21 protein-coding genes and 1 riboswitch are annotated in these 22,293 nt (G+C 65.0%); of the genes, 7 read left to right on the forward strand and 14 right to left on the reverse strand.

Annotated elements, in window-relative coordinates:
* Positions 1-35: 35 nt before the first annotated feature.
* Positions 36-257: riboswitch (cobalamin riboswitch) on the reverse strand.
* A gap of 187 nt (positions 258-444) precedes the next feature.
* Positions 445-1,137 carry a rhodoquinone biosynthesis methyltransferase RquA gene (gene rquA, locus F464_RS0100095; RefSeq protein ID WP_040394244.1) on the forward strand — a complete coding sequence of 231 codons (693 nt, stop codon included), beginning with the start codon at positions 445-447 and terminating at the stop codon, positions 1,135-1,137.
* 25 nt (positions 1,138-1,162) lie between these two features.
* Here the strand turns inward: rquA and F464_RS0100100 are convergent, their stop codons facing one another.
* A complete protein-coding gene (locus F464_RS0100100; RefSeq protein ID WP_018987725.1) occupies positions 1,163-2,713 on the reverse strand; it encodes a DEAD/DEAH box helicase in 1,551 nt (516 codons plus the stop codon).
* Between the two features lie 321 nt (positions 2,714-3,034).
* Between F464_RS0100100 and F464_RS0100105 the strand changes: the two genes are divergently transcribed.
* Complete coding sequence (locus tag F464_RS0100105) at positions 3,035-4,168, forward strand: M48 family metallopeptidase (RefSeq protein WP_026295617.1); 1,134 nt, start codon at positions 3,035-3,037, stop codon at positions 4,166-4,168.
* 16 nt (positions 4,169-4,184) lie between these two features.
* On the opposite strand, the gene F464_RS0100110 is transcribed toward F464_RS0100105, so the two are convergent.
* Entirely contained in the window at positions 4,185-5,108 is a 924-nt protein-coding gene (locus F464_RS0100110) for a cobalamin-binding protein (protein WP_018987727.1), read from the reverse strand.
* A 7-nt stretch (positions 5,109-5,115) separates the two neighbouring features.
* A complete protein-coding gene (locus F464_RS0100115) occupies positions 5,116-6,087 on the reverse strand; it encodes a TIGR01212 family radical SAM protein (protein ID WP_018987728.1) in 972 nt (323 codons plus the stop codon).
* Between the two features lie 232 nt (positions 6,088-6,319).
* On the opposite strand from F464_RS0100115, the gene F464_RS0100120 reads away from it, so the two are divergent.
* Entirely contained in the window at positions 6,320-7,786 is a 1,467-nt protein-coding gene (locus tag F464_RS0100120; RefSeq protein WP_018987729.1) for a cobyric acid synthase, read from the forward strand.
* Positions 7,787-7,840: 54 nt separating this feature from the next.
* Here F464_RS0100120 and F464_RS0100125 read toward each other — a convergent pair whose 3' ends face one another.
* Positions 7,841-8,623, reverse strand: coding sequence for an enoyl-CoA hydratase/isomerase family protein (locus tag F464_RS0100125; protein WP_018987730.1), 783 nt, complete (start codon positions 8,621-8,623; stop codon positions 7,841-7,843).
* Positions 8,624-8,836: 213 nt separating this feature from the next.
* On the opposite strand from F464_RS0100125, the gene F464_RS0100130 reads away from it, so the two are divergent.
* From F464_RS0100130 to F464_RS0100145, 4 genes are all read left to right on the forward strand, one after another.
* On the forward strand, positions 8,837-9,157 hold the full coding sequence (locus F464_RS0100130; protein WP_228216114.1) for a DUF485 domain-containing protein: 321 nt from the start codon (positions 8,837-8,839) through the stop codon (positions 9,155-9,157).
* Positions 9,157-10,833, forward strand: a complete 1,677-nt coding sequence (locus F464_RS0100135) for a cation acetate symporter (RefSeq protein WP_018987732.1) — start codon at positions 9,157-9,159, stop codon at positions 10,831-10,833. Before F464_RS0100130 ends, F464_RS0100135 begins: the two co-directional genes overlap by 1 nt.
* Before the next feature lie 157 nt (positions 10,834-10,990).
* Complete coding sequence (locus F464_RS0100140) at positions 10,991-11,224, forward strand: ParD-like family protein (RefSeq protein ID WP_018987733.1); 234 nt, start codon at positions 10,991-10,993, stop codon at positions 11,222-11,224.
* Entirely contained in the window at positions 11,221-11,505 is a 285-nt protein-coding gene (locus F464_RS0100145) for a type II toxin-antitoxin system RelE/ParE family toxin (protein ID WP_018987734.1), read from the forward strand. Before F464_RS0100140 ends, F464_RS0100145 begins: the two co-directional genes overlap by 4 nt.
* Before the next feature lie 117 nt (positions 11,506-11,622).
* On the opposite strand, the gene F464_RS27660 is transcribed toward F464_RS0100145, so the two are convergent.
* The 10 genes from F464_RS27660 to F464_RS27665 are packed head-to-tail and all read right to left on the reverse strand — an operon-like array spanning position 11,623 to position 22,258.
* Entirely contained in the window at positions 11,623-13,068 is a 1,446-nt protein-coding gene (locus F464_RS27660) for a LytR C-terminal domain-containing protein (RefSeq protein WP_084600391.1), read from the reverse strand.
* Positions 13,065-14,015, reverse strand: coding sequence for a type II secretion system F family protein (locus F464_RS0100155; protein ID WP_018987736.1), 951 nt, complete (start codon positions 14,013-14,015; stop codon positions 13,065-13,067). Before F464_RS0100155 ends, F464_RS27660 begins: the two co-directional genes overlap by 4 nt.
* A 28-nt stretch (positions 14,016-14,043) precedes the next feature.
* Entirely contained in the window at positions 14,044-15,018 is a 975-nt protein-coding gene (locus F464_RS0100160) for a type II secretion system F family protein (protein WP_018987737.1), read from the reverse strand.
* 7 nt (positions 15,019-15,025) lie between these two features.
* Entirely contained in the window at positions 15,026-16,378 is a 1,353-nt protein-coding gene (locus F464_RS0100165; protein ID WP_018987738.1) for a CpaF family protein, read from the reverse strand.
* Positions 16,379-16,401: 23 nt separating this feature from the next.
* Complete coding sequence (locus F464_RS0100170) at positions 16,402-17,562, reverse strand: response regulator (protein ID WP_040394248.1); 1,161 nt, start codon at positions 17,560-17,562, stop codon at positions 16,402-16,404.
* A 35-nt stretch (positions 17,563-17,597) separates the two neighbouring features.
* A complete protein-coding gene (locus F464_RS0100175; protein ID WP_040394169.1) occupies positions 17,598-18,182 on the reverse strand; it encodes a TadE/TadG family type IV pilus assembly protein in 585 nt (194 codons plus the stop codon).
* An 8-nt stretch (positions 18,183-18,190) separates the two neighbouring features.
* On the reverse strand, positions 18,191-18,682 hold the full coding sequence (locus tag F464_RS0100180; protein ID WP_157353487.1) for a TadE/TadG family type IV pilus assembly protein: 492 nt from the start codon (positions 18,680-18,682) through the stop codon (positions 18,191-18,193).
* Positions 18,683-18,686: 4 nt separating this feature from the next.
* Positions 18,687-20,360 carry a pilus assembly protein TadG-related protein gene (locus tag F464_RS0100185; RefSeq protein ID WP_018987742.1) on the reverse strand — a complete coding sequence of 558 codons (1,674 nt, stop codon included), beginning with the start codon at positions 20,358-20,360 and terminating at the stop codon, positions 18,687-18,689.
* Positions 20,361-20,398: 38 nt separating this feature from the next.
* Entirely contained in the window at positions 20,399-20,683 is a 285-nt protein-coding gene (locus tag F464_RS0100190; RefSeq protein ID WP_018987743.1) for a hypothetical protein, read from the reverse strand.
* A 12-nt stretch (positions 20,684-20,695) separates the two neighbouring features.
* On the reverse strand, positions 20,696-22,258 hold the full coding sequence (locus tag F464_RS27665; protein WP_051092220.1) for a type II and III secretion system protein family protein: 1,563 nt from the start codon (positions 22,256-22,258) through the stop codon (positions 20,696-20,698).
* Between the last annotated feature and the right edge of the window lie 35 nt (positions 22,259-22,293).

Raw genomic sequence — 22,293 nt, forward strand, 5'->3', positions numbered from 1 at the left:
TCCGGAAGTCGGAGCATCGCTGGATCGCGATACAGGACTTCCGCATCGATCGGGCCGGTCTTCTGGCTCGCCTTCCACCGGATACCGCCGCCTTCCCGAGCGCGAGGCTCAGTGGCGTGTGGCGGTTCCGTCAGGCTTACAGCAGCGGGGGCTGCGCCGGACTGGTCGGGGGAACGTGTCCCCGGACTTCACCGGACTTCCCGTTTCACCCCGTCGCGCGGTCGCGCGTCGGGGAACCCGGATCGATATCAGGTGGAGGATAGGCGAAGCGTCCCGGGCGCGCAAGTTGCCGTCGCGTCATTCGGCATCCCGCCTGCGCGCCGCTTACCCAAGCCGGGTAGTCCGCATTTCCGCGAATACGCCCAGCGTATGCAGCCGGCGTTCCACGCTGTTGCGGATCCGGTTATGCTGGCGGGCATGACATTGCTTCCAGCCGATCCCGCCATGATGCCGTCCGTGACGAATGCCTGTGCCGTGCCTTCCTACCTGTCGCGCACCTATCACTGGGCCTATCTCAGTCATCGCACCTTGCCCTGGCTGGACCGGGAATGGGTCGTTTCGGCCATCCTGTGGGGCAATGCGGCGCGCCTGATGCGCGCGGCGGTCGAGGAGTTCTCGCCCGGGCAGCGTCTGCTGCAGGCAGCCTGTGTGTACGGCCCGTTCTCGCGCCTGCTCGCCGAACGTGTCGGCGGCAACGGCGCCCTCGAAGTCATCGACGTCGCGCCGATCCAGGTCGCCAACGCCAGCCGCAAGCTCGATGGTCTCGCGCACGCAGCGGTGCGCCAGGGGGATCTGGCGCGGCCCGATTGCCTTGCGGCGGAGTCGCACGACGCCGTGTGCTGCTTCTTCCTGCTGCACGAAGTGCCCCCGGTCGAGCGCGCGTGCATCGTGCATAACCTCCTCGGCGCGGTCGAGCCGGGCGGAAAGATCGTGTTCGTCGATTACCACCGCACCCGCCCGTGGCACCCCCTGCGTCCCGTCATGGCGCAGGTGTTCCGCTGGCTCGAGCCTTTTGCCCCTTCGCTGCTGGACGCCGATATCACGGCCCTTTCGCCCTTGGGCGAGGCGTTTACATGGAAAAAGACCACCTTGTTCGGTGGTCTCTACCAGAAGCTGGTCGGGGTGCGGTGCGGCTGAGCAGCCGCGCCCGTCGCGGTGACGCTCAGTCGCCGCGGCTGCCCGGTTTTCCGCTGAACAGCGCAGCGCGCGGGGCGGGGCGGCGCCCCGCATCCGGACGTGCCGGCGCGCGCGCCGTGTCACCCGTGCGCGGCGCACGATTGCCACCCGCTTCCTGACTGCGCGGCGCACCGTTCCTGGGCGCCTCGCCGTTGCGCGCATTGCGATTGCCTTGCGCATCCCCGTTGCGGGCCGGGCGGTTTGCCGGCTGGCCGCCATCGCCCTGCGCGCCTTGCCGTGCCGGCTGGCGGTTCGCTCCGTGAGCCTGCGCGCGCGGCGCGGGACGTTCTGCATGCGGCTGGCGCGGCGCACGGTCATCGTTGCGGCGGCCCGACGACTGGCGCGGGTCGCGCGGCGGGCGTTCGTTGTCGCCCGGGTCGGGGGCGTGGGTCACGAACGCCGGCACGGTCGCGCGTTCGATCGTGCGCTTGATCAGGCGCTCGATCGACGCGAGGTAGGGCTTCTCCTCGCTGTCGACGAAGGAAAGCGCCTTGCCGGTCGAGCCCGCGCGGCCCGTGCGGCCGATGCGGTGCACGTAGTCTTCCGGCACGTTCGGCAGCTCGAAATTCACCACCTGCGGCAGCTGGTCGATGTCCAGGCCGCGCGCCGCGATGTCGGTCGCGACCAGCACCGGCAGCGAGTTGTCCTTGAACTGCGACAGCGCACGCGTGCGTGCCGCCTGGCTCTTGTTGCCGTGGATCGCGGCAGCCGGGATGCCGTGCTTGCCGAGATATTCGGCGAGGCGGTTGGCGCCATGCTTGGTGCGCGTGAACACCAGCACCTGATGCCAGTTCTGCTCCTTGGCCAGATGCACCAGCAGGTCGCGTTTCTGCTTCTGCGGCACGAAGTACACGGACTGCTCGACCAGCTCGGTCGTCGTGTTGCGGCGTGCGACTTCGACGCAGCCCGGGTTGTTCAGCAGGCCGTTGGCGAGCGAGCGGATCTCGTCCGAGAAGGTCGCCGAGAACAGCAGGTTCTGGCGCTGCTTCGGCAGCATTGCGAGCACCTTGCGGATGTCGCGGATGAAGCCCATGTCGAGCATGCGGTCGGCCTCGTCGAGGACGAGAATCTCGACCCCCGACAGGTCGACGGTCTTCTGGCCGGCGTGATCCAGCAGGCGGCCCGGCGTCGCGACGAGGATGTCGACGCGCTTCTTCAGGGCCGCGATCTGCGGATTGATGTTAACGCCGCCGAACATGACCATCGAGGTCAGCGGCAGGTGCTTGCCATAGGTCTGCACGGAGTCCTCGACCTGCGCCGCGAGCTCGCGCGTCGGGGTGAGGATCAGGCAGCGGGGACGCCCGGCCTTGGGGGCGCTGGCCGGCGCTGCGGACAGCCGGTGCAGCAGCGGCAGCGTGAAGCCCGCGGTCTTGCCGGTGCCGGTCTGGGCTGCGGCGAGCAGGTCGCCGCCGGCCAGCACCAGGGGAATTGCCTGCGCCTGGATCGGCGTCGGCTGCGTGTAGCCCGACTCGGAAATGGCGCGCAAAAGGGGTTCGGCCAGTCCGAGACTGGTGAAGGAAACTTCGGAAGTGATCAAGAAAGATGCTCCAGCGACGGCCTGTCGCTGCGTTAAAGCGACACCAATCGAGGCGGGCGGGGTAGTGCGACCGGAAATGGTCGCCACAGGGTGTTATCGGAGGGCCTGCGGCCGATTGGCCAAGGACACAGGTGTTGTAATTGTACACACCTTTCGTGCGGCGCAACAAGGATCCTGTGAGGCGATCCCCTCCGGTCTGCGCGGCTTTCGTATTGATTTATATGCAAATTGTTGGTGCATGTATTACTAAGGTGCAATGTTGCACTTACTTCTTGTTAAGTATATTCCGCGTTTCGATCATGGTTTTTCGGGGTGCCCCCCATGGCTGCTGCTCAAAACCGCCTCTCGCGCACTCGCGCACGTCTTGCACGTAGGCTCGGCCTGCGCGCCACCGTGGGGCTCTCGGTAATGGGGTTGCTTGCGGGCGCGTTGGGCGTCGTCGTGGCGTTGCTGGTGGAGTCGACCTGGTCTGCCCTGGTTGCGGGTAACGTGGTAATGGCCATGGTTGCGGTCGTCAGCTTCCTGATTGCGACGGCCTTGTGCGTGCTGGTGTGCGGCTGGCTGTTCGCGCCGGTCGCCCGGCCCGACGGCGTGCGTCTGCCGCAGGAACTCGCGGAAGGGCTGTTCCGCCTCATCGAGCGCACCGGCAAGCGTTTCGGCGGGATCCGCATCGACGCCGTGTGGGTTGTCGGCGACATGAACGCCGCGATCCTGCAGCGCCCGCGCTGGGGTTGGGTCGGTCCGCTGGAAACCCATCTGATGATCGGCCTGCCGCTGGCCCACAGCGTGACGCGGCGCCAGTTCGGCGCGATCCTCGCGCACGAGTTCGCCCATCTGGCGGCGCAGCGACGCGGGCTGGACGCCTGGTGGGGACACCTGCGCGCCTGGTGGTTCCGCACCCTCGACCGCTGCATCGAGGATTCCCCGTGCCTCGGTGGCGCACTGGACAACTGGACCGCGGGCGACCTGCGCGCCGCGATACGCCTGTCGCGGCTCGAAGAGTTCGAAGCCGACGCCGGCGCGGCGCGCGTGGTCGGTGCGCAGCGGGTCGGTGAGGCGCTCGTCGAGGTCGCGCTGAAGGAGCGCTTCCTCAATGAAGACTACTGGCGCAAGATCATGGCGCAAAGCCGCACCACGCCCCAGCCGCTGATCCGCCCCTTCCGCGAGATGGGCCTGGGCGTGCTTGCCGGCTTCCGCCGGCCGGATCCGGGCCCGATGAATATCCACGACATGTTCGGCGGCGCCGCGTCCGAGGTCGACTTCCACCCCACGCTGGCCGAACGCCTGCGGGTGCTGCGCGTCGATCCCGCCGTCCCCGTGAGCGGTGGCGAGTCGCTCGCGAACACCTATCTCGGCCCTATCCTGCCGACCTTGTCGTGGGTGTTCGACCGCGCATGGTGGCAGGATTCGCGCCGCGACTGGCGCCAGCGCTACGAGCGCGCGCGCCGCGCCTGAGCGCGGCCGGGGCGCGTCAATTCCCGGCGGGGCGCTTGCCGCGCGCCTTGTCCAGCTGCTCGCACAGCGTCGTCGCCCCGTCGAGGATGCGTGGTGTGTGGCGCTGGATCAGCTCCGGCGGCACGAAATAGAGGTTGTCCCGCACCGTCGCGACGAGCTTGGGCCAGCGTTTCCAGTTGTCCAGCCATTCCGGGCGCGCCTCGCCCATGCCGCTCGCGACGATCACCTCGGGGTCGGCTGCCAGCACGCTTTCCACGCCTATCGTCGGTGCGAGCTGCGTGAGTCTGCCGAACACGTTTTCGCCGCCGCACAGGCGGATCACGTCCGAGATCAGGTGCTCGTCGTTGATCGTCATCAGCGGCTTGTCCCAGATCTGGTAGAACATGCGCACGCGCGGGCGCTGTCCGAACCGCGCCGCGAGCGCTCCCTTGCGCGCGCGGAACGCGTCGGCGGCGGCGCGGCCTGCGGCCTCGGTGCCGGCGAGCCTGCCGATCGTTTCCAGGCTGCGCGCGACGTCGTCCAGGTTGCGCGGTTCGTTCATGAAGACGGGGATGCCCAGCGCCGCGAGCTTGTCCAGGTGGGCGTCGCGGTTGCCGCTCTTCCACGCGATCACCAGGTCGGGCTTGAGTGCCGCGACCGCCTCCATGTCGACGTTCGCGTAGCCGCCCACGCGCGGCAGGCTGCGCGCCGCCTCCGGGTAGTCGCTGTATGCGACCGCGCCGACGACGCGCTCCCCGGCTCCCGCCGCGAACAACAGCTCGGTGACGTGCGGGGCGAGGCTCACGATACGTGCGGCCGGGCGGGCAAGCTTGACGTCGCGGCCGGTGTCGTCGCGGATCGCGATCTCCGCCAGTGCGCTGGTTGCCGCGAGCGAGGCTGCGGTGAGGATCACTGCGGAGATGGGGCGCAGGCGGTGGAACAGGGCTGGGTGTTGCGGCATAGGTCTCTCAGTTCGGGCGGATCGCCGTGCGGGCGGCGGGGTGGTCTGCCCCCGACGCCAGGGAAGGAGGCGCCAGGGGCTGCGTCGTCAGGCTGCCCTGCGCGCCGATCGCGGCGAGCCGGCGCGCGATCTCGTGGATACCCTCGAATCGCGCCGCGCACCACGCGGGCGCGAGCAGCGTCGGCGCGTTGGCGGTCGCGGACACACGGTGATAGACGACGCTTGCCGGCGTGCGCCGGATCATTTCCGCGGCGACTTCGGCGTAATGCGCGGCGTCGGGCGGCGCGACCTCGCCACGGCGCCACGCGGCCGCGAGGCGGCTGCCCTTGACGATCATCAGCGGGTGCAGCTTCAGCCCCTCGACGCCGAGCGCCAGTACGTGCTCCAGCGTGTCCAGGCTGCGCTCGGGCGACTCGCCCGGCAGGCCGACGATGAGGTGCGTGCACACCGGAATCCCGCGTGCGTGGGCGCGCGCCGTCGCATCCGCGTAGGCCGCGAAGCCGTGGCCGCGATTGATGCGTGCGAGCGTGTCGTCGAAGGCGCTCTGCAGGCCCAGCTCCAGCCACACCTCGTAGCCGCGCTCGCGGTATCCGGCGAGGAGGTCCAGGGCCGCGTCGGGCACGCAGTCGGGGCGCGTGCCGATGCACAGCCCGACGATGTCCGCGCCGGCGAGCGCCTCCTCGTACAGCCGCTGCAGCGTCTCAACTTCCGCATAGGTGCTGGTGTAGGCCTGGAAGTAGGCGAGGTAGCGGCGCGCACGGTCGGCGCGGACGCGGCCGGCGTCGAGCTGCTGCGCGATCGGCGCCTCGGCCTCGTCGCTGAAGGCGCGCACGTTGCAGAAGGTGCAGCCGCCTCGCCCGAGCGTGCCGTCGCGGTTGGGACAGGTGAAGTTCGCGTGCAGCGGCAGCTTGTGCACGCGTTCGCCGAAGCGGGCGCGCAGGTGGCGGCCTATCGTGTTGACGTAGTGGTCGAGTTGCACGTCAGGCTGCCCTGCGCAGGGCGTCGAGCGTGATGCCGGCGAGGAATTTGACGAGCGGGGAAATCATCGGCGCGAAGCAATCAAGGCGGAAATCAAATCAAACACAACCGTTCGCCCCGAGCCTGTCGAAGGGCATTGGCAGGGTTGCGACAGGCTCAGCCCGACGCTGTTTAGTCGCCCGGTTAGTAATCGGCGATAATCCGCCGCTTTGAACGAGCCGGGATTCTACGCCATGCCGCAAGCAATCACCCTGATGGTGCAGGGAACGACCTCCGACGCTGGCAAGAGCACGCTGGTCGCCGGACTTGCGCGCCTGCTCGCCCGTCGCGGCGTGCGTGTCGCGCCTTTCAAGCCGCAGAACATGGCGCTGAACTCGGCGGTGACGGCCGACGGCGGCGAGATCGGTCGCGCGCAGGCGCTGCAGGCGCTCGCCGCCGGGGTCGCGCCGCACACCGACTTCAATCCCGTGTTGCTGAAGCCGTCCACCGATATCGGTGCGCAGGTCGTCATCCACGGCAAGGTCGCCGCCAACCTGTCGGCGCGCGACTACCATGCCTACAAGCCGACCGCGATGAAGGCCGTGATGCAGTCCTGGGATCGCCTCACGAGCGCCTACGACTGCGTGCTCGTCGAAGGCGCCGGGAGCCCGGCCGAAATCAACCTGCGCGATCGCGACATCGCCAACATGGGTTTCGCGGAAGCGGCCGACGTGCCGGTGATCCTAGTCGCCGACATCGACCGTGGCGGCGTGTTCGCGCATCTCGTCGGCACGCTCGAACTGCTGTCGCCGTCGGAGCAGGCGCGCGTGAAAGGCTTCGTCATCAACCGTTTCCGCGGCGACATCGGTCTGCTGCAGTCCGGTCTGGACTGGCTCGAGGAACGCACCGGAAGGCCGGTGCTGGGCGTGCTGCCCTACCTGCACGGCCTCTTCCTCGACGCAGAGGACGCGCTCGGCGACGCCTGCGTCGACAAGGGCGAGGCGCGCCTGCGCGTGGCGGCGCCGGTCTATCCGCGCATCTCCAACCACACCGACCTCGACGCGCTGCGCCTCCATCCCCAGGTCGATTTCCGCTGGATCGGACCGGGACAGGCGATCCCTCCCACCGACCTGATCGTGCTGCCCGGCTCCAAGAGCGTGCAGGCCGACCTCGCCTGGCTGCGTGCGCAGGGCTGGGAGGCTGCGATCAAGCGGCACCTGCGCTATGGCGGCAAGGTCGCAGGCATCTGTGGCGGCTTCCAGATGCTGGGCGCGAGCCTCGCTGACCCGCACGGGCTGGAAGGCGCGCCGAGCACCGTGCCGGGCCTCGGGCTGCTCGACATGGAAACCGTCCTCGAAGCCGAAAAGCAGCTCGAAAACCGCAGCGGGAATCTGTGCCTGCCAGGCGGTGCTGCCGTCGCCGGCTACGAGATCCACATGGGCGTGAGCCGCGGCGCAGCCCTCGACCGCCCCGCGCTACGCTTCGACGACGGTCGGGCAGACGGCGCGCTCTCGGCCGACGGGCAGATCCTCGGAACCTACCTGCATGGCCTCTTCGACGCGCCGGAAGCCCTGTCCGCGCTGCTCGCCTGGGCCGGGGCAGGTGAGGTCGAAACGGTCGATCTCGCGGCGCGGCGGGAGGCCGACCTCGATCGCCTCGCCGACAGCGTCGCGGTGAGCCTGGATCTCTCGACGGTGCTACCGAAGGCCTGGCTTGCGTGATCGCATTCCGCCGACCTGGTGTTTTTCCCACCGGGGCTTTCGTCGGCGTGCCGCTCAACGCCCCTTGAACACCGGCTTGCGCTTGGCGAAAAAGGCTTCGAGCCCTTCCTTGTAATCGTCCGTCGCAAGGAAATCGAACGCTGCGCGCTTTTCTTCCCCGCTCAGGGCGTTGCCGCGCATCAAGCGGTGCACCCACTGCTTGTGCCAGCGCGCAACCAGCGGGGCGCCGGCGACGATGCGCGCTGCGCTTGCGCGGGCCTCGTCCAGCACCTTCTCGTCATCGACGACCCGTGTTAGCAGGCCCTTCTGCAGCGCTTCGCGCGCGTCGAGGATGCGCCCTTCGAGCAGGATCTCCAGCAACACCGCCGGGCCGACCAGATCGAGCAGGCCTGCCATCTCGCCCGGATACATCGAGAAGCCCAGGCGATTGATCGGGGCGCCGAAGCGCGCCGACTCGCCGGCGATGCGCAGGTCGCAGCAGCCGGCGATCTCCAGCCCGCCGCCGACGCAGGCGCCCTGGATCGCGGCCACGGTTGGAATCGCGCAGGCGCGGATCGCGTCCAGCGCCGCCGCCACCAGCGTGTCGTGGTAGTGCAGCGCGTCGTCGACGGTCGCGCGCACCGTCAGGAACTCCTCGATGTCGCCGCCGGCCGCGAAGGCCTTGTCGCCCGCGCCGCGCAGGACCACGCAGCGCAGTGCGGGGCTCGCGGCGATGCGCTCGAAGGCTTCGCGTAGCGCGACCCACATCGCGGAGTCGATCGCGTTCAGTTTTTCGGGGTTGGATAGGGTCAGCGTGGCGATGTCGCCATCGGTGGAAAAGAGTATCTCGCCGCTCATGGCCGGGGTCCGTTCGTCGTTTCGGAAAGTGGTCAAAATGGTAGAAAAATTCAATTTATCAAACAATTAAAAAAACTCCATACGTTATGGTATGGAGTCTTCTAGATGATATATCATCCGCCCGTCGTCACCGGTGCGGCAGACATCGGGGCGGCAGAAGGAGGTGTGTGGCGGGGCAGCGTTACACCGTTGCTTTTCTTGGAGGGAGAGGGAATGTCAGTTTCAATGTATGCGCACATAAGGCGCAATCCGCGTTTCGCGGAACTCGTCGCGAAGCGGACCCGCTTTGCCACGATCCTGTCGATCGTCGTCCTGACGATCTTCTACGGCTTCGTGATGCTCGTCGCGTTCGCGCCCGAGCTCATCGCGAAGCGTCTGTCCGAAGGCAGCAACCTGACCATCGGCGTCGCGGTCGGCCTGTTCCAGTTCGTGTTCTTCTGGGTGCTGACCCTGGTCTATGTGCGTCGCGCCAATGGCGAGTTCGACGACATCAACAACGAAATCGTGCGCGCCGCGTGGAAAGAGGAAAAATAATGAAAGCCTCCGTGACCTCGCGCCTGGCCGCCGGCCTGTTCTCGTTTTCCCTGGCCGCTTCGGCCGTTGCCGGCGATGCCATCGCCCAGACGGAAAAGCAGGGCCTCAACCTGCACGCGATCGGGATGTTCTTCCTGTTCGTGATGATGACCCTGGTCATCACCTACTGGGCCGCATCGCGCACCAAGTCGACCGCCGACTTCTACACGGCCGGTGGCGGCATCACCGGCTGGCAGAACGGCCTGGCGATCGCCGGTGACTACATGTCCGCAGCGACCCTGCTCGGCCTGACCGCCATGATGTACACGCAAGGCGTCGACGCGTACATCTACATGATCGCGTTCTTCGTCGGCTGGCCCATCATCCTGTTCCTGATGGCCGAACGCCTGCGCAACCTCGGCAAGTTCACCTTCGCCGACATCACCGCCTACCGCCTCGACCAGGGCAAGGTGCGCACGATGGCCGCCGTCAGCTCGCTGACCGTGGTGTGCTTCTACCTCGTCGCGCAGATGGTCGGCGCCGGCCAGCTCATCAAGCTGCTGTTCGGCCTCGATTACAACATCGCGCTGTTCGTGGTCGGCGCACTGATGATGGTGTACGTCACCTTCGGCGGCATGGTCGCAACGACGTGGGTGCAGATCATCAAGGCCTGCATGCTGCTGATCGGCGGCACCGCCGTAATGCTGCTCGCATTCAGCCAGTTCGGCTTCAGCTTCGACGAGCTGACGACGCGCGCGATGGAAGTGCACAAGCTGGGTGGCAAGCTGCTCGCCCCGGGCAGCCTGCTCGCCGACCCGGTCACCGCGATCTCGCTCGGCCTCGGCCTGATGTTCGGCACCGCCGGCCTGCCGCACATCCTGATGCGCTTCTTCACCGTGACGGACGCCAAGGAAGCACGCAAGTCGGTGCTCTACGCCTCGGGCATCGTTGCCTACTTCTTCAACGTCATCGCCATCATGGGCCTGTGCGCGATCCTGATCGTCGGCCAGAACCCGGACTTCTTCGAAGCCGGCCAACTCGGCGGCAAGGTCATCGGCGGCGGCAACATGATCGCGATGCACCTCGCCAAGGCGGTCGGCGGCAACCTGCTGCTGGGCTTCCTGTCGGCCGTGGCCTTCGCGACCATCCTCGCGGTCGTCGCCGGTCTGGCACTGGCCGGCGCATCGGCGATCTCGCACGACATCTACGCCCGCGTCATCATGAAGGGCAAGGCGTCGGAAACGACCGAGCTGAAGGTGTCGAAGTTCGCCACCATCGGCCTCGGCATCGTCGCCGTCTTGCTCGGCATGGCCTTCGAGAAGATGAACATCGCGTTCATGGTCGCGCTCGCCTTCGGCGTCGCCGCTTCGGCCAACTTCCCGGTGCTGATCCTGTCGATGTACTGGAAGGGGCTCACGACCCGCGGCGCGCTCTTCGGCGGTTACTCGGGTCTGGCGAGCGCCGTGACCTTCGTGGTGCTGTCGAAGTCGGTGTGGGTGGACGTGCTGCACAACGCTGCGCCGATCTTCCCCTACACCCAGCCGGCTCTGTTCTCGATGCCGATCGCCTTCATCCTCGCGATCCTCGTGTCGAAGATGGATTCCAGCGTCGCCGCACAGAAGGAAATCGAAGCCTTCGACGACCAGTACGTGCGCGCGCAGACGGGCGTGGGCGCAGCGACGGCAGCGTCGCACTAAGCATCATCTGGAAGTCCGCGGCACGCCAGGTGTCGCACCCTGATACGCAAACCCCCGCGAGGCCCACGCCGCGCGGGGGTTTGTTCTTTTCGGCGTGTGGACAGAAGCGGCGTTTGGATCTAGGATGTCTTACCACAATTGTAGTAATAGTTCCGCCATGCCCGCCACCACCTCGATCCGAATCGACCAAACGCTCTACAACCAGGCCAAGGCCGATGCCGCGGCCGAGCATCGCACCATTGCCGGCCAGATCGAGTTCTGGGCAAAGGTGGGCCGCGCTGCACTCGACAACCCCGACTTGCCGGTGAGTTTTATTGCCGAATCTCTCGCTTCGATGGCCGAGGCACGCGAAGACGCCACCCCCTTCGTGCCGCGGAGTCGTGCACAGTGAGCGCCTATGGCGTCCAGCAGACACGCCGATTCGCGAGACAGTACAAGAAGCTGCACGACAACGTCGTCGCCGATGTCGACATCGCAGTCGCCTCAATCGCGGAAGACCCGGCGATAGGCGAACGCAAGAAGGGAGATCTGGCGGAGTTGCTGGTCGTCAAGTTTCGAAGCCAGGGGCAACTCTACCTGCTTGGGTACACGGTCGCGGAGCAAGTCAGGTTGATTTATCTGGAATCCGTTGGTCCGCACGAGAACTTCTACCGAGACCTGAAACGAAGCTGAGCCCGGCTGCCTGCAACTCGCAGGGCGGACAGCCGAAGGCGCCTTCCGCCACGCAGCGGTGGGGGATCGACCACTGCATGGCGGAAGGCGCTGCGTCTTTCCGTCCTGGTTGCCGGGTTAATAGACCGGATCGGAAGGTCGGCGTTGCTCCTGCCTGGTTTCCTCGTTGGTGCGAGTGAATCCGCCCTTTTGCGCCTGCGGAGCCGGCGCCGCATTGCGTGCGTATCTGGCGCAGAGCCCCAGCGCCGAGCAGGCATCGCTGATGTTCAGATCCTTGCCCAACATCAGCCGCACGTCGGTCACGACGAGATTGGCGGGTGCGGCGCGCAGTTCGGCACGGAAGGGCAGACGCTTGGCGAAGGCCGCAGCAGCCTCACGATAGCCTTCGCGATACTCGACGTAGGACAGCATCTGGTCGAACGGCTTGTGGTTCGTGAGCCGGGGACGCTCGCCCCCCTCGCGTCCCAATAGCGCGGCGAGCCGCCGGGCGAGTCCTTCGCCGCCCTGACCGTTGGTGATTTCGTAGCGGATGATGCGCGCGATGAGCTGCGGCTTCTGCGGGGCCGGGATCGCGATAGCGGCCGGAACCATGACGGCCACCGGGGCCGTTACAGCAGTCGGAACCGCTACCGCAGTCGGGATCTGGGTGGTAGCCAGGGTCGGGGTTGCGGATCTAGCGGGGGTAATGGACGGGTCTGAGGTAACGGACCGGACCGGCGCCGGGGTTCGGGGCTCGGGCGTCAACGCGCTGGTGCGGACGGTTTCGCCCGCTGTTCGTACCGGATAGACCACTGCAGCAGGAGCACTCGCGGCAGGGGCGACGGCCGCCTTGATGATGGTCGCGGCCTCTGCCACGGTCTCGGTGCGGGACAAGGTCGGCGCCCGCAATTCGAATACGTTGTCCGCAAGCTGCACGAGCACGCTGCCCGTTTGGGCCTGGGTTTCGTTTGCCGCGACGGCCTGCGTTGCCGGAGCGGGAGGCTGCGGAGAGGCAGCCGGCGCTTGGCCCACGTCCGCGAACCCCTTGGCCACCATCGCCTGCTCGCGCTCGCCGGTGCGGGCGTACGCCGTTTCGAGGTTGCGCCAGGCATGGCGGTTGTCGCGGTCGAGGTCAACCGCGCGGCGCAGTGGCACAACGGCGTCCCGGTCGCGTCCCGCGAGCATGAGCGCGTAACCGAGGTTGTTCTGGACGTGGCTCGCATCGGGTGTGATTGCCGCAGCCTTCTCGAACGCGTCGATGGCCTCCGCGAGCTTCCCGCTCTTGGCGAGCGCGGTTCCGAGCGCATTCCATGCCGCGCCGTGCTGCACGTTTGCGGCGACTGCGACGCGATAGGCGGCGATTGCAACGCCGAGCCTGTCTTGTCCGTCGTGGTAACGGCCGAGCTGATAGTAGGTGTCGGCATCGCGGCCGGAGTGCTGGATTTCGAGCACCGGATCGACCGACCATGCTTTGGGCGGCATCGTCGGCGCGGTGGAGCACGCGCCGAGCACCATCGCCGCAAGCACGGGTTTCAGTGCGAATACGATTTTGTTCGTTGTCATCGTAACTCCCCTGGGTGTCATCCGCCTGTCGTGCCGGCGAAGGTCGGCAACAGGATGCGGTAGATCTGGATCATCGCCGGTCCGAGCAGGACGAGGAGCAGCGACGGGAAGATGCAGAAGATCAGCGGGAAAAGGAGCTTCAGCGCAATCTTGGCCGCGGCTTCCTCGGCCCGCTGACGGCGGCGCGTGCGCAGCATGTCCGAATGCACGCGCAGCGACGACGCGATGCTGGTGCCGAAGCGTTCGGACTGGATGATCATCGCGACGAAACCTTCGACTTCTTCGACCCCCGTGCGGATGGCGAGGTTGCGCAACGCGCGCGCGCGCTCCATGCCTGCGCGCAGTTCGAGCGTGACGAGATGCAGTTCCTCGGACAGTGCCGCGCTCTTGTGCTGCATTTCGTCGGCGACACGCACGAGCGCCGCCTCGATGCCCAAGCCGGCCTCGACGCACACGGTCATCAGGTCCAGGGCATCGGGAAAGGTCTCGAAGATCTCCCTCTGCCGCAGGAAGATTATCCGTTCCAGAACCAGATTGGGCAGGTAGTAGCCGATCGCCGCGGTCAGCAGGATCACAAGCAGCGTGCCCTGGAATTTCAGCTCGGGCGTCGTGATGAGAACCGTGAAATACGCCAGCAGCGGGAACGCCAGCGCAAGCACCGTCTTGATGCCGAAATAGGCGTAGGGCGCTGCCTGATTGCGGATGCCTGCGTGCAGAAAGCGGATGCGAAGCGCCGATACATACTCACCGTCCTCGGGCGTGGAGAGCTTCGCGAGCGGGCCGGTGAGCTTGACCGTGCGTTCGATCCAGTTGTCGGACACGGACGACGCAGCGGGCTTGTGCCCGCCGCCGAGGGCCTGCAGGCGTTCGGCGGTCGCCGAACGGGTGAACAGCGACATCAGGAAGAAAGCACCGGCCGTAACGGCAATGAACAGCAGCGCCAGGAAGGTGATCTGGTTGTAATCCATATCCGGAATCTCCTCTGTTATCGCCGCGCTAGACGCGAATCCGGATGATCTTGCGCATCCACAGGACGCCGATCACCATCATCGTCAGGGCAATCCCTATCATCTTCAGGCCGGCTGCGTCCTGCCAAAGCACTTTCATGAAGCCCGGATTCACGACGTTGATGAGTGCAGCCGTGGCGAACGGCAGCAGGCCCAGGATCCATGCCGACAGGCGCCCTTCGGCAGACAGCGTGCGGATGTCGCCGTAGAGCTTCAGGCGCGCGCGGATGATGGCGCTGATGTTGTCGAGCAGTTCGGCGAGGTTGCCCCCGGAATCGCGCTGGATCAGCACCGCGATCACGAAGTAGCTCAGGTCCGTGCTGTCGGTGCGCGAAGCGAGGTTAAGTAGGGCGGTTTGCTGCGGCACCCCGTAGTTCGTTTCGTCGAACAGGATGCGGAACTCGCCGCCGATCGGGTCCTTCATTTCATCGCCGACCATCTTCACCGCCGTCGGGAAGGCATGACCGGCGCGCAGCGCCCGCCCCATCAAGTCCAGGGCCTCTGGAAGCTGGCGCTCAAAGGTTTGCATGTGTTTCGCGCGCGCGCGGGCCACGTAGATCAGGGGCATGATTCCGAACAACACCGCCGCGATCGCCGCCACCACGATGTGTTGCTTGAGGACCAGCGCTGCTATGAACCCCAGCGCTGCCAGCGCAAGGGTCCAGCCTACGAACTGCGTGAAGGTGAGGTTGAGGCGCGACTGCACGATGAGGCGATTAAGCCCGTGCAGGTGCGGAATCGCCTCCATGAGGCGGTCGGCGAACTCCGAGCCGGTTCCCTTTGCATCCTTGAAGAGTGCGCGGGGGCGTTCCTGCGCTATGCCGGTCGCAACTTCCTCCAGCCGTCGGCTCAGGCGCTGCGCTTCCGCGCCGCGGGTGGCGTTCCACCACAGGAAGCCTCCTTCCAGGGCCAGCACCACTGCGACAAATACTGCGAGGGCAAAGAGGACGTTCAGGATGTCCATGGCTACCTCACTCGAAGCGGCGCGCGGGGTTGAACATGTCTTCGGGAAGCGTTACGCCGAAGGTGCGCAGCCGGTCGGCGAAGTGCGGGCGTACCCCGGTTGCGGTGAAATACCCGTCGACCACGCCGGTGTCGGAGATGTTCGTCTGACGGAAGGTAAAGATTTCCTGCATGGTGATCACGTCGCCCTCCATTCCGGTGATTTCCTGCAGGCTAGTCAGCTTGCGTTTGCCATCGGTCAGGCGGTTCGTCTGCACGACAACGCCGATCGCGCTCGCAATCTGCGAACGGGCGACCTTGGGCGGCAGATTGGCGTTGGCCATGCCGATCATGTTTTCCATGCGGCCCAATGCATCGCGGGCCGAGTTCGCGTGCACCGTGGTCATCGAGCCTTCGTGGCCGGTGTTCATTGCCTGCATCACGTCGAAGGCCTCCGCGCCGCGCGTCTCGCCGAGGATGATGCGGTCGGGGCGCATGCGCAGCGCGTTGCGCACGAGGGAGCGCTGCGTCACCTCGCCCTTGCCTTCGATGTTGGGCGGGCGGGTTTCCAGGCGTACCACGTGTGGCTGCTGTAGTTGCAGTTCCGCCGCGTCCTCGATCGTGACGATGCGCTCATCGACCGGGATGTAGCCAGACAGGATGTTCAGCAGCGTCGTTTTGCCGCTGCCGGTGCCGCCCGAGATCAGGATGTTCACCTTCGAACGCACGAGTCCGGCGAGAAGCTCGGCCATCGGCGGCGTGAGCGTCTTGTAGTCGATCAGCTTCATCATCGTCAGCGGCGTCGCGGCGAAGCGGCGGATCGAGACGATCGGGCCGTCGAGCGCAAGCGGCGGAATGATGGCGTTCACGCGCGAGCCGTCCGGCAGGCGTGCATCCACCATGGGGCTGGACTCGTCGACCCGCCGCCCGACCCGCGACACGATCTTGTCGATGATCTTCATCAGGTGCGCGTCGTCGCTGAAACTCACTGTGGTGCGTTCGAGCTTGCCGTGACGCTCGACATAGACATGCTGCGACCCGTTGATCAGGATGTCCGATACCGATGGGTCGGCCAGCAGCGGCTCGATCGGTCCCAGACCCAGCATCTCGTACTGGATGTCGCGAACCAGATCACGCCGTTCGTTTGTATTGACGACGATGTTTTCTTCGGTCAGCAGGCGCTCCACCATTAGCCGCAACTCGTCGCGCAACTGCTCGGGCGCGAGGTTCTCCATCGCCTCGAGGTCGATGCGCGAGAGCAGCAACTGGTGGATACGCAACTTCAGGGCCTGGTAGGCCCGGCCGTTCGTGGCATCGGGGGCCCCGAACGCGTGCGGGGCGGTTTCTGCCGATACCGATTCGAGACGCTGACGCAAGCTCATTTCAGTTCTCCCCGCTCAATATCTCAATTTGAAGCAAACAGGCGCGAGAACCAGCGCTTCTCGGCTTTCGGGGAATCGTTGGTGAGCGATTCCGCAATCTCGCGTAGCGCCTTCGTCACCGGGCTGTTCTTCGCCAGCAGCGCGATCGGCTGCCCCTGGTTGACCGATGCGGCGACCGCCTCGTATGCATTCGGAATTGCCTTGAACACCTTCGCATTTATCGTGCGCTCGACATCCTCCAGGCCGATTTCGCTGGACTTGTCGTAGCGATTCACGATCAGACCGACCTTCGATATCGGGTATCCGAGGGACTGGAACACCTGGACCAGACGCTTGCCCTCACGGATGAAAGGCAGCGTCAACTGCACCACCGGGAAGATCATGTCTGCCATGTCGAAGGGCTTCAGGCTCACACCGTCGAGCGAGCGTCCCACGTCGACGACGACGAAATCGTTATTCGCCCGCGCAACCTTCAGGATCGCCTCGACATGCTCGGCGCGGACGTCGACCGCCTGGGCCGGGTCGTCGGGGGCTGCGAGCAGGCTGAAGCGAGGCGTCACCTGAATCATCGCCGCTTCCAGGAAGGCGGCATCCAGGCGATGGATCTGCTGGCACACGAGCGCCAGATTGCTCGCCGGCTTCTGGTCGGTGACATACATCGTCGCGTCGCCAAACTGGAGGTTCAGATCGATCAGCGCGACGCGTTTGCCGAACTGTTCCGCGAGCATCCACGCCAGGTTGGTTGCCAGAAAACTCGACCCGCTTCCCCCTTTGCACGACGTCAGTGCGAGAATCTTCCCCTCTTCGCTGACCTTGCGCCGGGGGGCCACCCGGTGGATTGCCGCGCGCAACTGCATGTCGGTCACGGGCTTCGGTAGCACTTCGCGCACGCCCGCGCGCATCGCGCGCAGCAGGAATTCCGGGGTCTTGTTGTCGCTGATGACGATGAACCCGGTTTCGGGGCTCCGCAGATGCAGCCGTTCAAGGCTTTCCAGTCCGCCCGTTTCGGGCAGGTTGCCGTTGAGGATGAGGACGTCCGGCGCGGTCTTGATTGCGTCGAGTCCCTCTGCCTGGCACTGGAGCGCAACGACCTCGCCGAACGAGGAGTCCTGTTCCAGGATGCTCGTAATCTCGGAGAGATGCTGCTTGTCCAGGGATGCGACTGTGATGCGCGTTTTGCTCATTTTCGGAACCTGTTTGGGGGCGGCCATGAATTATGCTATTCGGAAATATTGAAGCCGAGGCTTTCGGCGGGCATGAGCACGCGCGATACAGGAATGTCGATCGCAAGAAATGGGAAAAGATTGATCATCGGCGCGTATTTCACAGTGTTCGCGCATGCTCCGTCCGTGGCCAGGCACGCCTCGACGAATCGGACGCAGCTTGCCAGTTCGTTGGGGTCGGCACTATTGCATGCGGCGAGGTTTTTTGCCGGATCAAAGTGGCCGCTCGCATCCACGGGCATCGGACTGGGAGCGCTAAGATCGGCCCGCAGATAATTGAGTTTCACTTCCGCGTTGCTGATTTCGAGTCCGGCGGGCAGGCGGACAGTGCCGCTACTGGTTTCGTTGTGAAATACTGCCATGCGGGCAATCAGGCTCGCGTCGTCAGCCGTCCGAACTACGGCTTCACGCGCTGCGCGGCGGGTAACCTCCTGCACGGTATTCCAGACATACAAGAGGCGGCCGAATTCCATGATGCCGAGCACGATCAGAAGAAATACCATCGCAACGATCGCGAACTCCACCGCCGTCGTGCCATTTTCCCGCCGCGCAATCTGTAGTCTGTAAATAGTCTTTTTCATCGCACGCCTCACTTCATGTAGGGCATCGTCGTGTGCGGCGCGAGGGGAATTCCCGCGAATACTGTTGCGGTGCCCGGCAGAATGAACGGAAACATTCCGCCAATGTCGATTGCGTAGCCAGAAATGGCGACCCGGACGTTTTCCGGTGCGCTGGTCCCATTGCTGCAGCCGATCTCGCCAAAATCCTTGTTCAGGCAGGTTACCGCAACGTTGGATTTGGCCAGGGCCGGGTTGAGATTCGCAGCGTTTGCGACAGTCATGACACGGGTCTGCGCCGTGTCGATGAAACTCGTGAAGTTTGCGCGCTCGGCGACGCTAAGCAGTCGCGCACCGTCGCGCGTTGCCTTCGTCAGCGCGTCGTAATACCAGAAGGCCCGCCCGAACTCGACGATCCCCGCCACCAGCAGCAGCAGGAAAAAGATCACGAAGGCCAACTCGACAGCGGCGACGCCCGCCTCGCGCTTACCCACTGGACAACAATGAAGACTGCGTCCGTTCATGGCTTCACCGATACAGCATGATTTCTGAAGTGGGAACAGGATCTACAAGTCCGGCGAATTCGGTTTCTATTTTTTTAGGCGAGCCGTTGAGGTCGGCCGGCACCTGCATGAAGAATTTCCCGATAGCCTTTACGGGGAGCGCTTCGCAGGACAGTCCGCTCTTGCCAACAAAGGTCCTGCAATCGACGATGACGATGTTTAGAACCCGCCGATTGGTTTTGCCCGGGGCGTATTTGGCCGGAGGAGGATCGAAGTAGTTGCCGTTGGTCTGATTGTATGGTGATGGCGAGGCAGGGTTAGCCGCCGTAAATTTTCCACCAATGGAAAATGGATATGCAGACTCGTCCAGCAAGTCCTTTCCGGCGGGAGTCTGGGCGTTGCCCGCGTTGTAAAGTTTCGCCCAATTCAGGTTCGTCGCACTGATAGGAGTTCCGGCTTTGGGCGGACTGCTCCCGTCAACTTGGGTTGGCCGCGAGTACGTCCAGAGAGCGCCATATCGGTCGAAGGGCAAGGTCGGCGTCGCAGGTGGCGGGTTGGGAGCGAACGGATTCGCAGCCAGCGAAGGCGGTACGGCGTACGGCCAGTAGTCCGGTTCGTGCAGACCGGTCAAGTTACCGGTTGCATCCTGGTTCAGCCTTACCGTTTGACGATTAGGCAGGACGTCCAAGTCCTTTTCCATCCAGTCGCGGGGGCGGCCAACTGCGGGCGGAGGAGGGCTCTTCTCAAAATATCTGATGTTGCTGTCTGACGGTGCGGTTGCCGGGTCACAAGGGGAACCTCCGCCGAAATCGGCAAAGCGGCTGTTGAGTGCCCTTTGGATCGGTCCGACGGAAAAACCGGTGTTCACATAAACCTTGCTACCCGTGCCAACATTGTTGGCAACCGCGCTGTTGCCCTGACAGACGAACGGCGCGGTGAAATTAGCACTCGAATGATTGGGGTCGCAGGCGCCCGGGGGGGCGTCCACCGGGTTGATAAGCATGGGCGTGCCGGATGCCCCGCCAAGAGGGTTGAGCTCGATGATGTTGTAACTCACGCCGCGGCGGAAGCCCAGTTCGATCAGTTCGGTGCTTCCATCCGGGTAGACGTAGCTACGGGTGAGGTGGTCAGGATCGACCGCACAGACCCCGATGGGCGTCACGTTGGTGAAGAAACGTCCCGCAACGGAATATCCCGCGGTTTGCGTTGTCTTGAACTCTGCACTCGCGACCCGCATCAAGTAGCTGTTCAGGCTCTGGTCGCCCGTATCCACCTCCATGAACGTCAATCCGGACGCCAAGGCGTCGCTGGTGACGCTCGCCGCGGGTACGAAGGTGCAGGTTGGCGTACGAACGCCGGGGCGCTTCCAAGTATTGAGGTTGTTTGCATTTGGACAAGTGCCGAGGCGAATGTTTGCGATCGTGATCGTCACGGCGGCATTGAAGTTGTATTTGTGTTGCGCGGCAGTCGCAATGGCCCGGGTAACTGCGGCGTTCACTCCGGTCAGCTTGTTGTTCAGCTCCTTCGCGCCTGCCAGCGCAGCTGCGTCGGAAGCGTTCTGCAACTCGGACTTCGCGATGTAGAGATGCCCCAGATCGAGGACGATTCCTCCAAAAGCGAAAAGCGTCACGGCAGTCAGCCCGGCCATGACGGCCACTACACCGCGCTGGCGGTGCCTGAACGGGAGTGTCGGTGCCATTGCCGCGATTCTCCTGGTTGCGCTAGCCCCTGCGGGGCTCACTGACCGCCGCTGCTGATGCCTTCACCGATGTTGATCACCGAGAAGGTGGAGGGCGGCGCCTTGAAGCTGTCGTGGTAGCGGTCGATGCTGTGCCCAGCCGATTCGCCGTCTATGCCGGCGACCGGGTCGGTGTTGCGGGACGCGTCCGGATTAATCGTCTGCAGCGCGCGCGCAGCGGTGACCGCATGTCCGAACTTCGCATCGAGGTTGGGGGTGGTGGTCGCGCATCCTGTCGCGATGGACGAGGCAGCGAACACGAGGGCGGTAAGTGCTCTGAGCATGGCCATCTCCTCCTATCGGGTCTGGAATCCGCCGTCAGCCGGGGCGGACGGTGGGTTGCCTGCGGGCGTTTCGTCGAACGAGGGGCGGCCTTCCATCCTGCCTTCCAGGAAGAATTCCCCGCGTGACGGCGGCACGAAGCCGTCGGTCGGCAGCGAGTAGTTGGTCGCCAGTGGTTTCACTAGGCGCGGCGTGATCACGAACATCAGTTCGCTGCGGTCGGTCTGGAATTCGCTGCTGCGGAATAGTGCGCCGAGGATGGGAATCTCGCCGAGGCCGGGGAAGCGCTTCACCGATTCAGTGACGTTGTTCTTGATCAGGCCGGCGATCGCGAAGCTCTGGCCGTCGATCAGCTGCACCGTCGTCTGCGCCCGCCGGACCGTGAAGCTCGGCAGGATCGCAGTGGTGCCGTCTATCGTTGTGAAGGGCGAGCCGGTCTGCGACAGTTCGGACACTTCCGGGGCGACCTTCAGGTTGATGCGGCCGCCATCCAGCACCGTCGGCGTGAACTTGAGGCCGACGCCGAACTCCTTTTCCTCAAGCGTGATGGTCGTTCCGCCGGTCGTTGCATTGGAGCGTGCGACCGGAATGAAGATCTTGCCCCCCGCCAGGAAGCTACCTTCCTGCCCGCTGATCGCGACGATGTTGGGTTCGGCGAGAATCTTCAGCAGACCGTCGCGCTTTTCGGCGTCGAGTGCGAGCAGCTTGTTGGGGCTCTTGATGGCCGTCAGCAGGCCCGCGCTTTCGGTCAGCATGCTGTTGATGATGGAGTAGGTCCAGTCGCCTCTGGTCGCCGAGAAGCGGAACTCCGCGCCCAGCTTGTCGAGTAGTGTCTTTGAGACCTCGGCGACCTTCACCTCGAGCATCACCTGTTGGGGCGAGCGGATGCGCATCATGTTGACGACCTGGGAGCCCGCCGCGCGCACCGCGCCGCCGGCGCCACCAGCGCTGCGCGATTCACCGACGGTGATCGTCGTGCCCGACGCCACTTGGCCGCCACCTGCGACTACCGGCAAGACGAGACCGCGATTGAGGTTGCGCACATAGGCATCCGCGATCGATACGGCCTCTTCTGCGCGCATCGAGTTGGACACCTCGCCAGTGAGAATGATGGATTCCGCGGCGGAGGTGACGCGGATACCTTTTTCCTCGGGCAGCAGTTCATGGATGCGCGACTCCAGGCGGCCGGCATCCACGTTCACCGACACATCAATGATGGTCGTCGCGCCGCCCTTGCGCCACAGGATGACGTTGGTTGAACCGACGGTCTTGCCGAGCAGGTACAGCTCGCGCGCGCTGATAAGCGTCACGTCGGCCACGTTCGGATTGCCCACCGAGATCCGGTCGATCGCGCCGGGCAGCCGCAGTAGCGTGGACTTCCCGAGCATGAGGTTCATTACCGGCCCGATTTCCGCCGATTCGGCGTAAACAGGTTCCATTCCCCGGTTCGGCGCCGCGGCGGGGGCGGCCTTGGCGGCGATTGCCGACATCGGGATGCACAGGCCCGCGGCCAGGATCAAAGCGGCAAGTTGGCTGGAGCGGGGCTTGGCACGAAGTACGGCAGATAGGCTTTTCATTGTTGTTGCTCCCTACAGTACGAGATTCGCTGCGT

Source organism: Aromatoleum toluclasticum ATCC 700605 (genome assembly GCF_000378245.1).
Taxonomy (GTDB): domain Bacteria; phylum Pseudomonadota; class Gammaproteobacteria; order Burkholderiales; family Rhodocyclaceae; genus Aromatoleum; species Aromatoleum toluclasticum.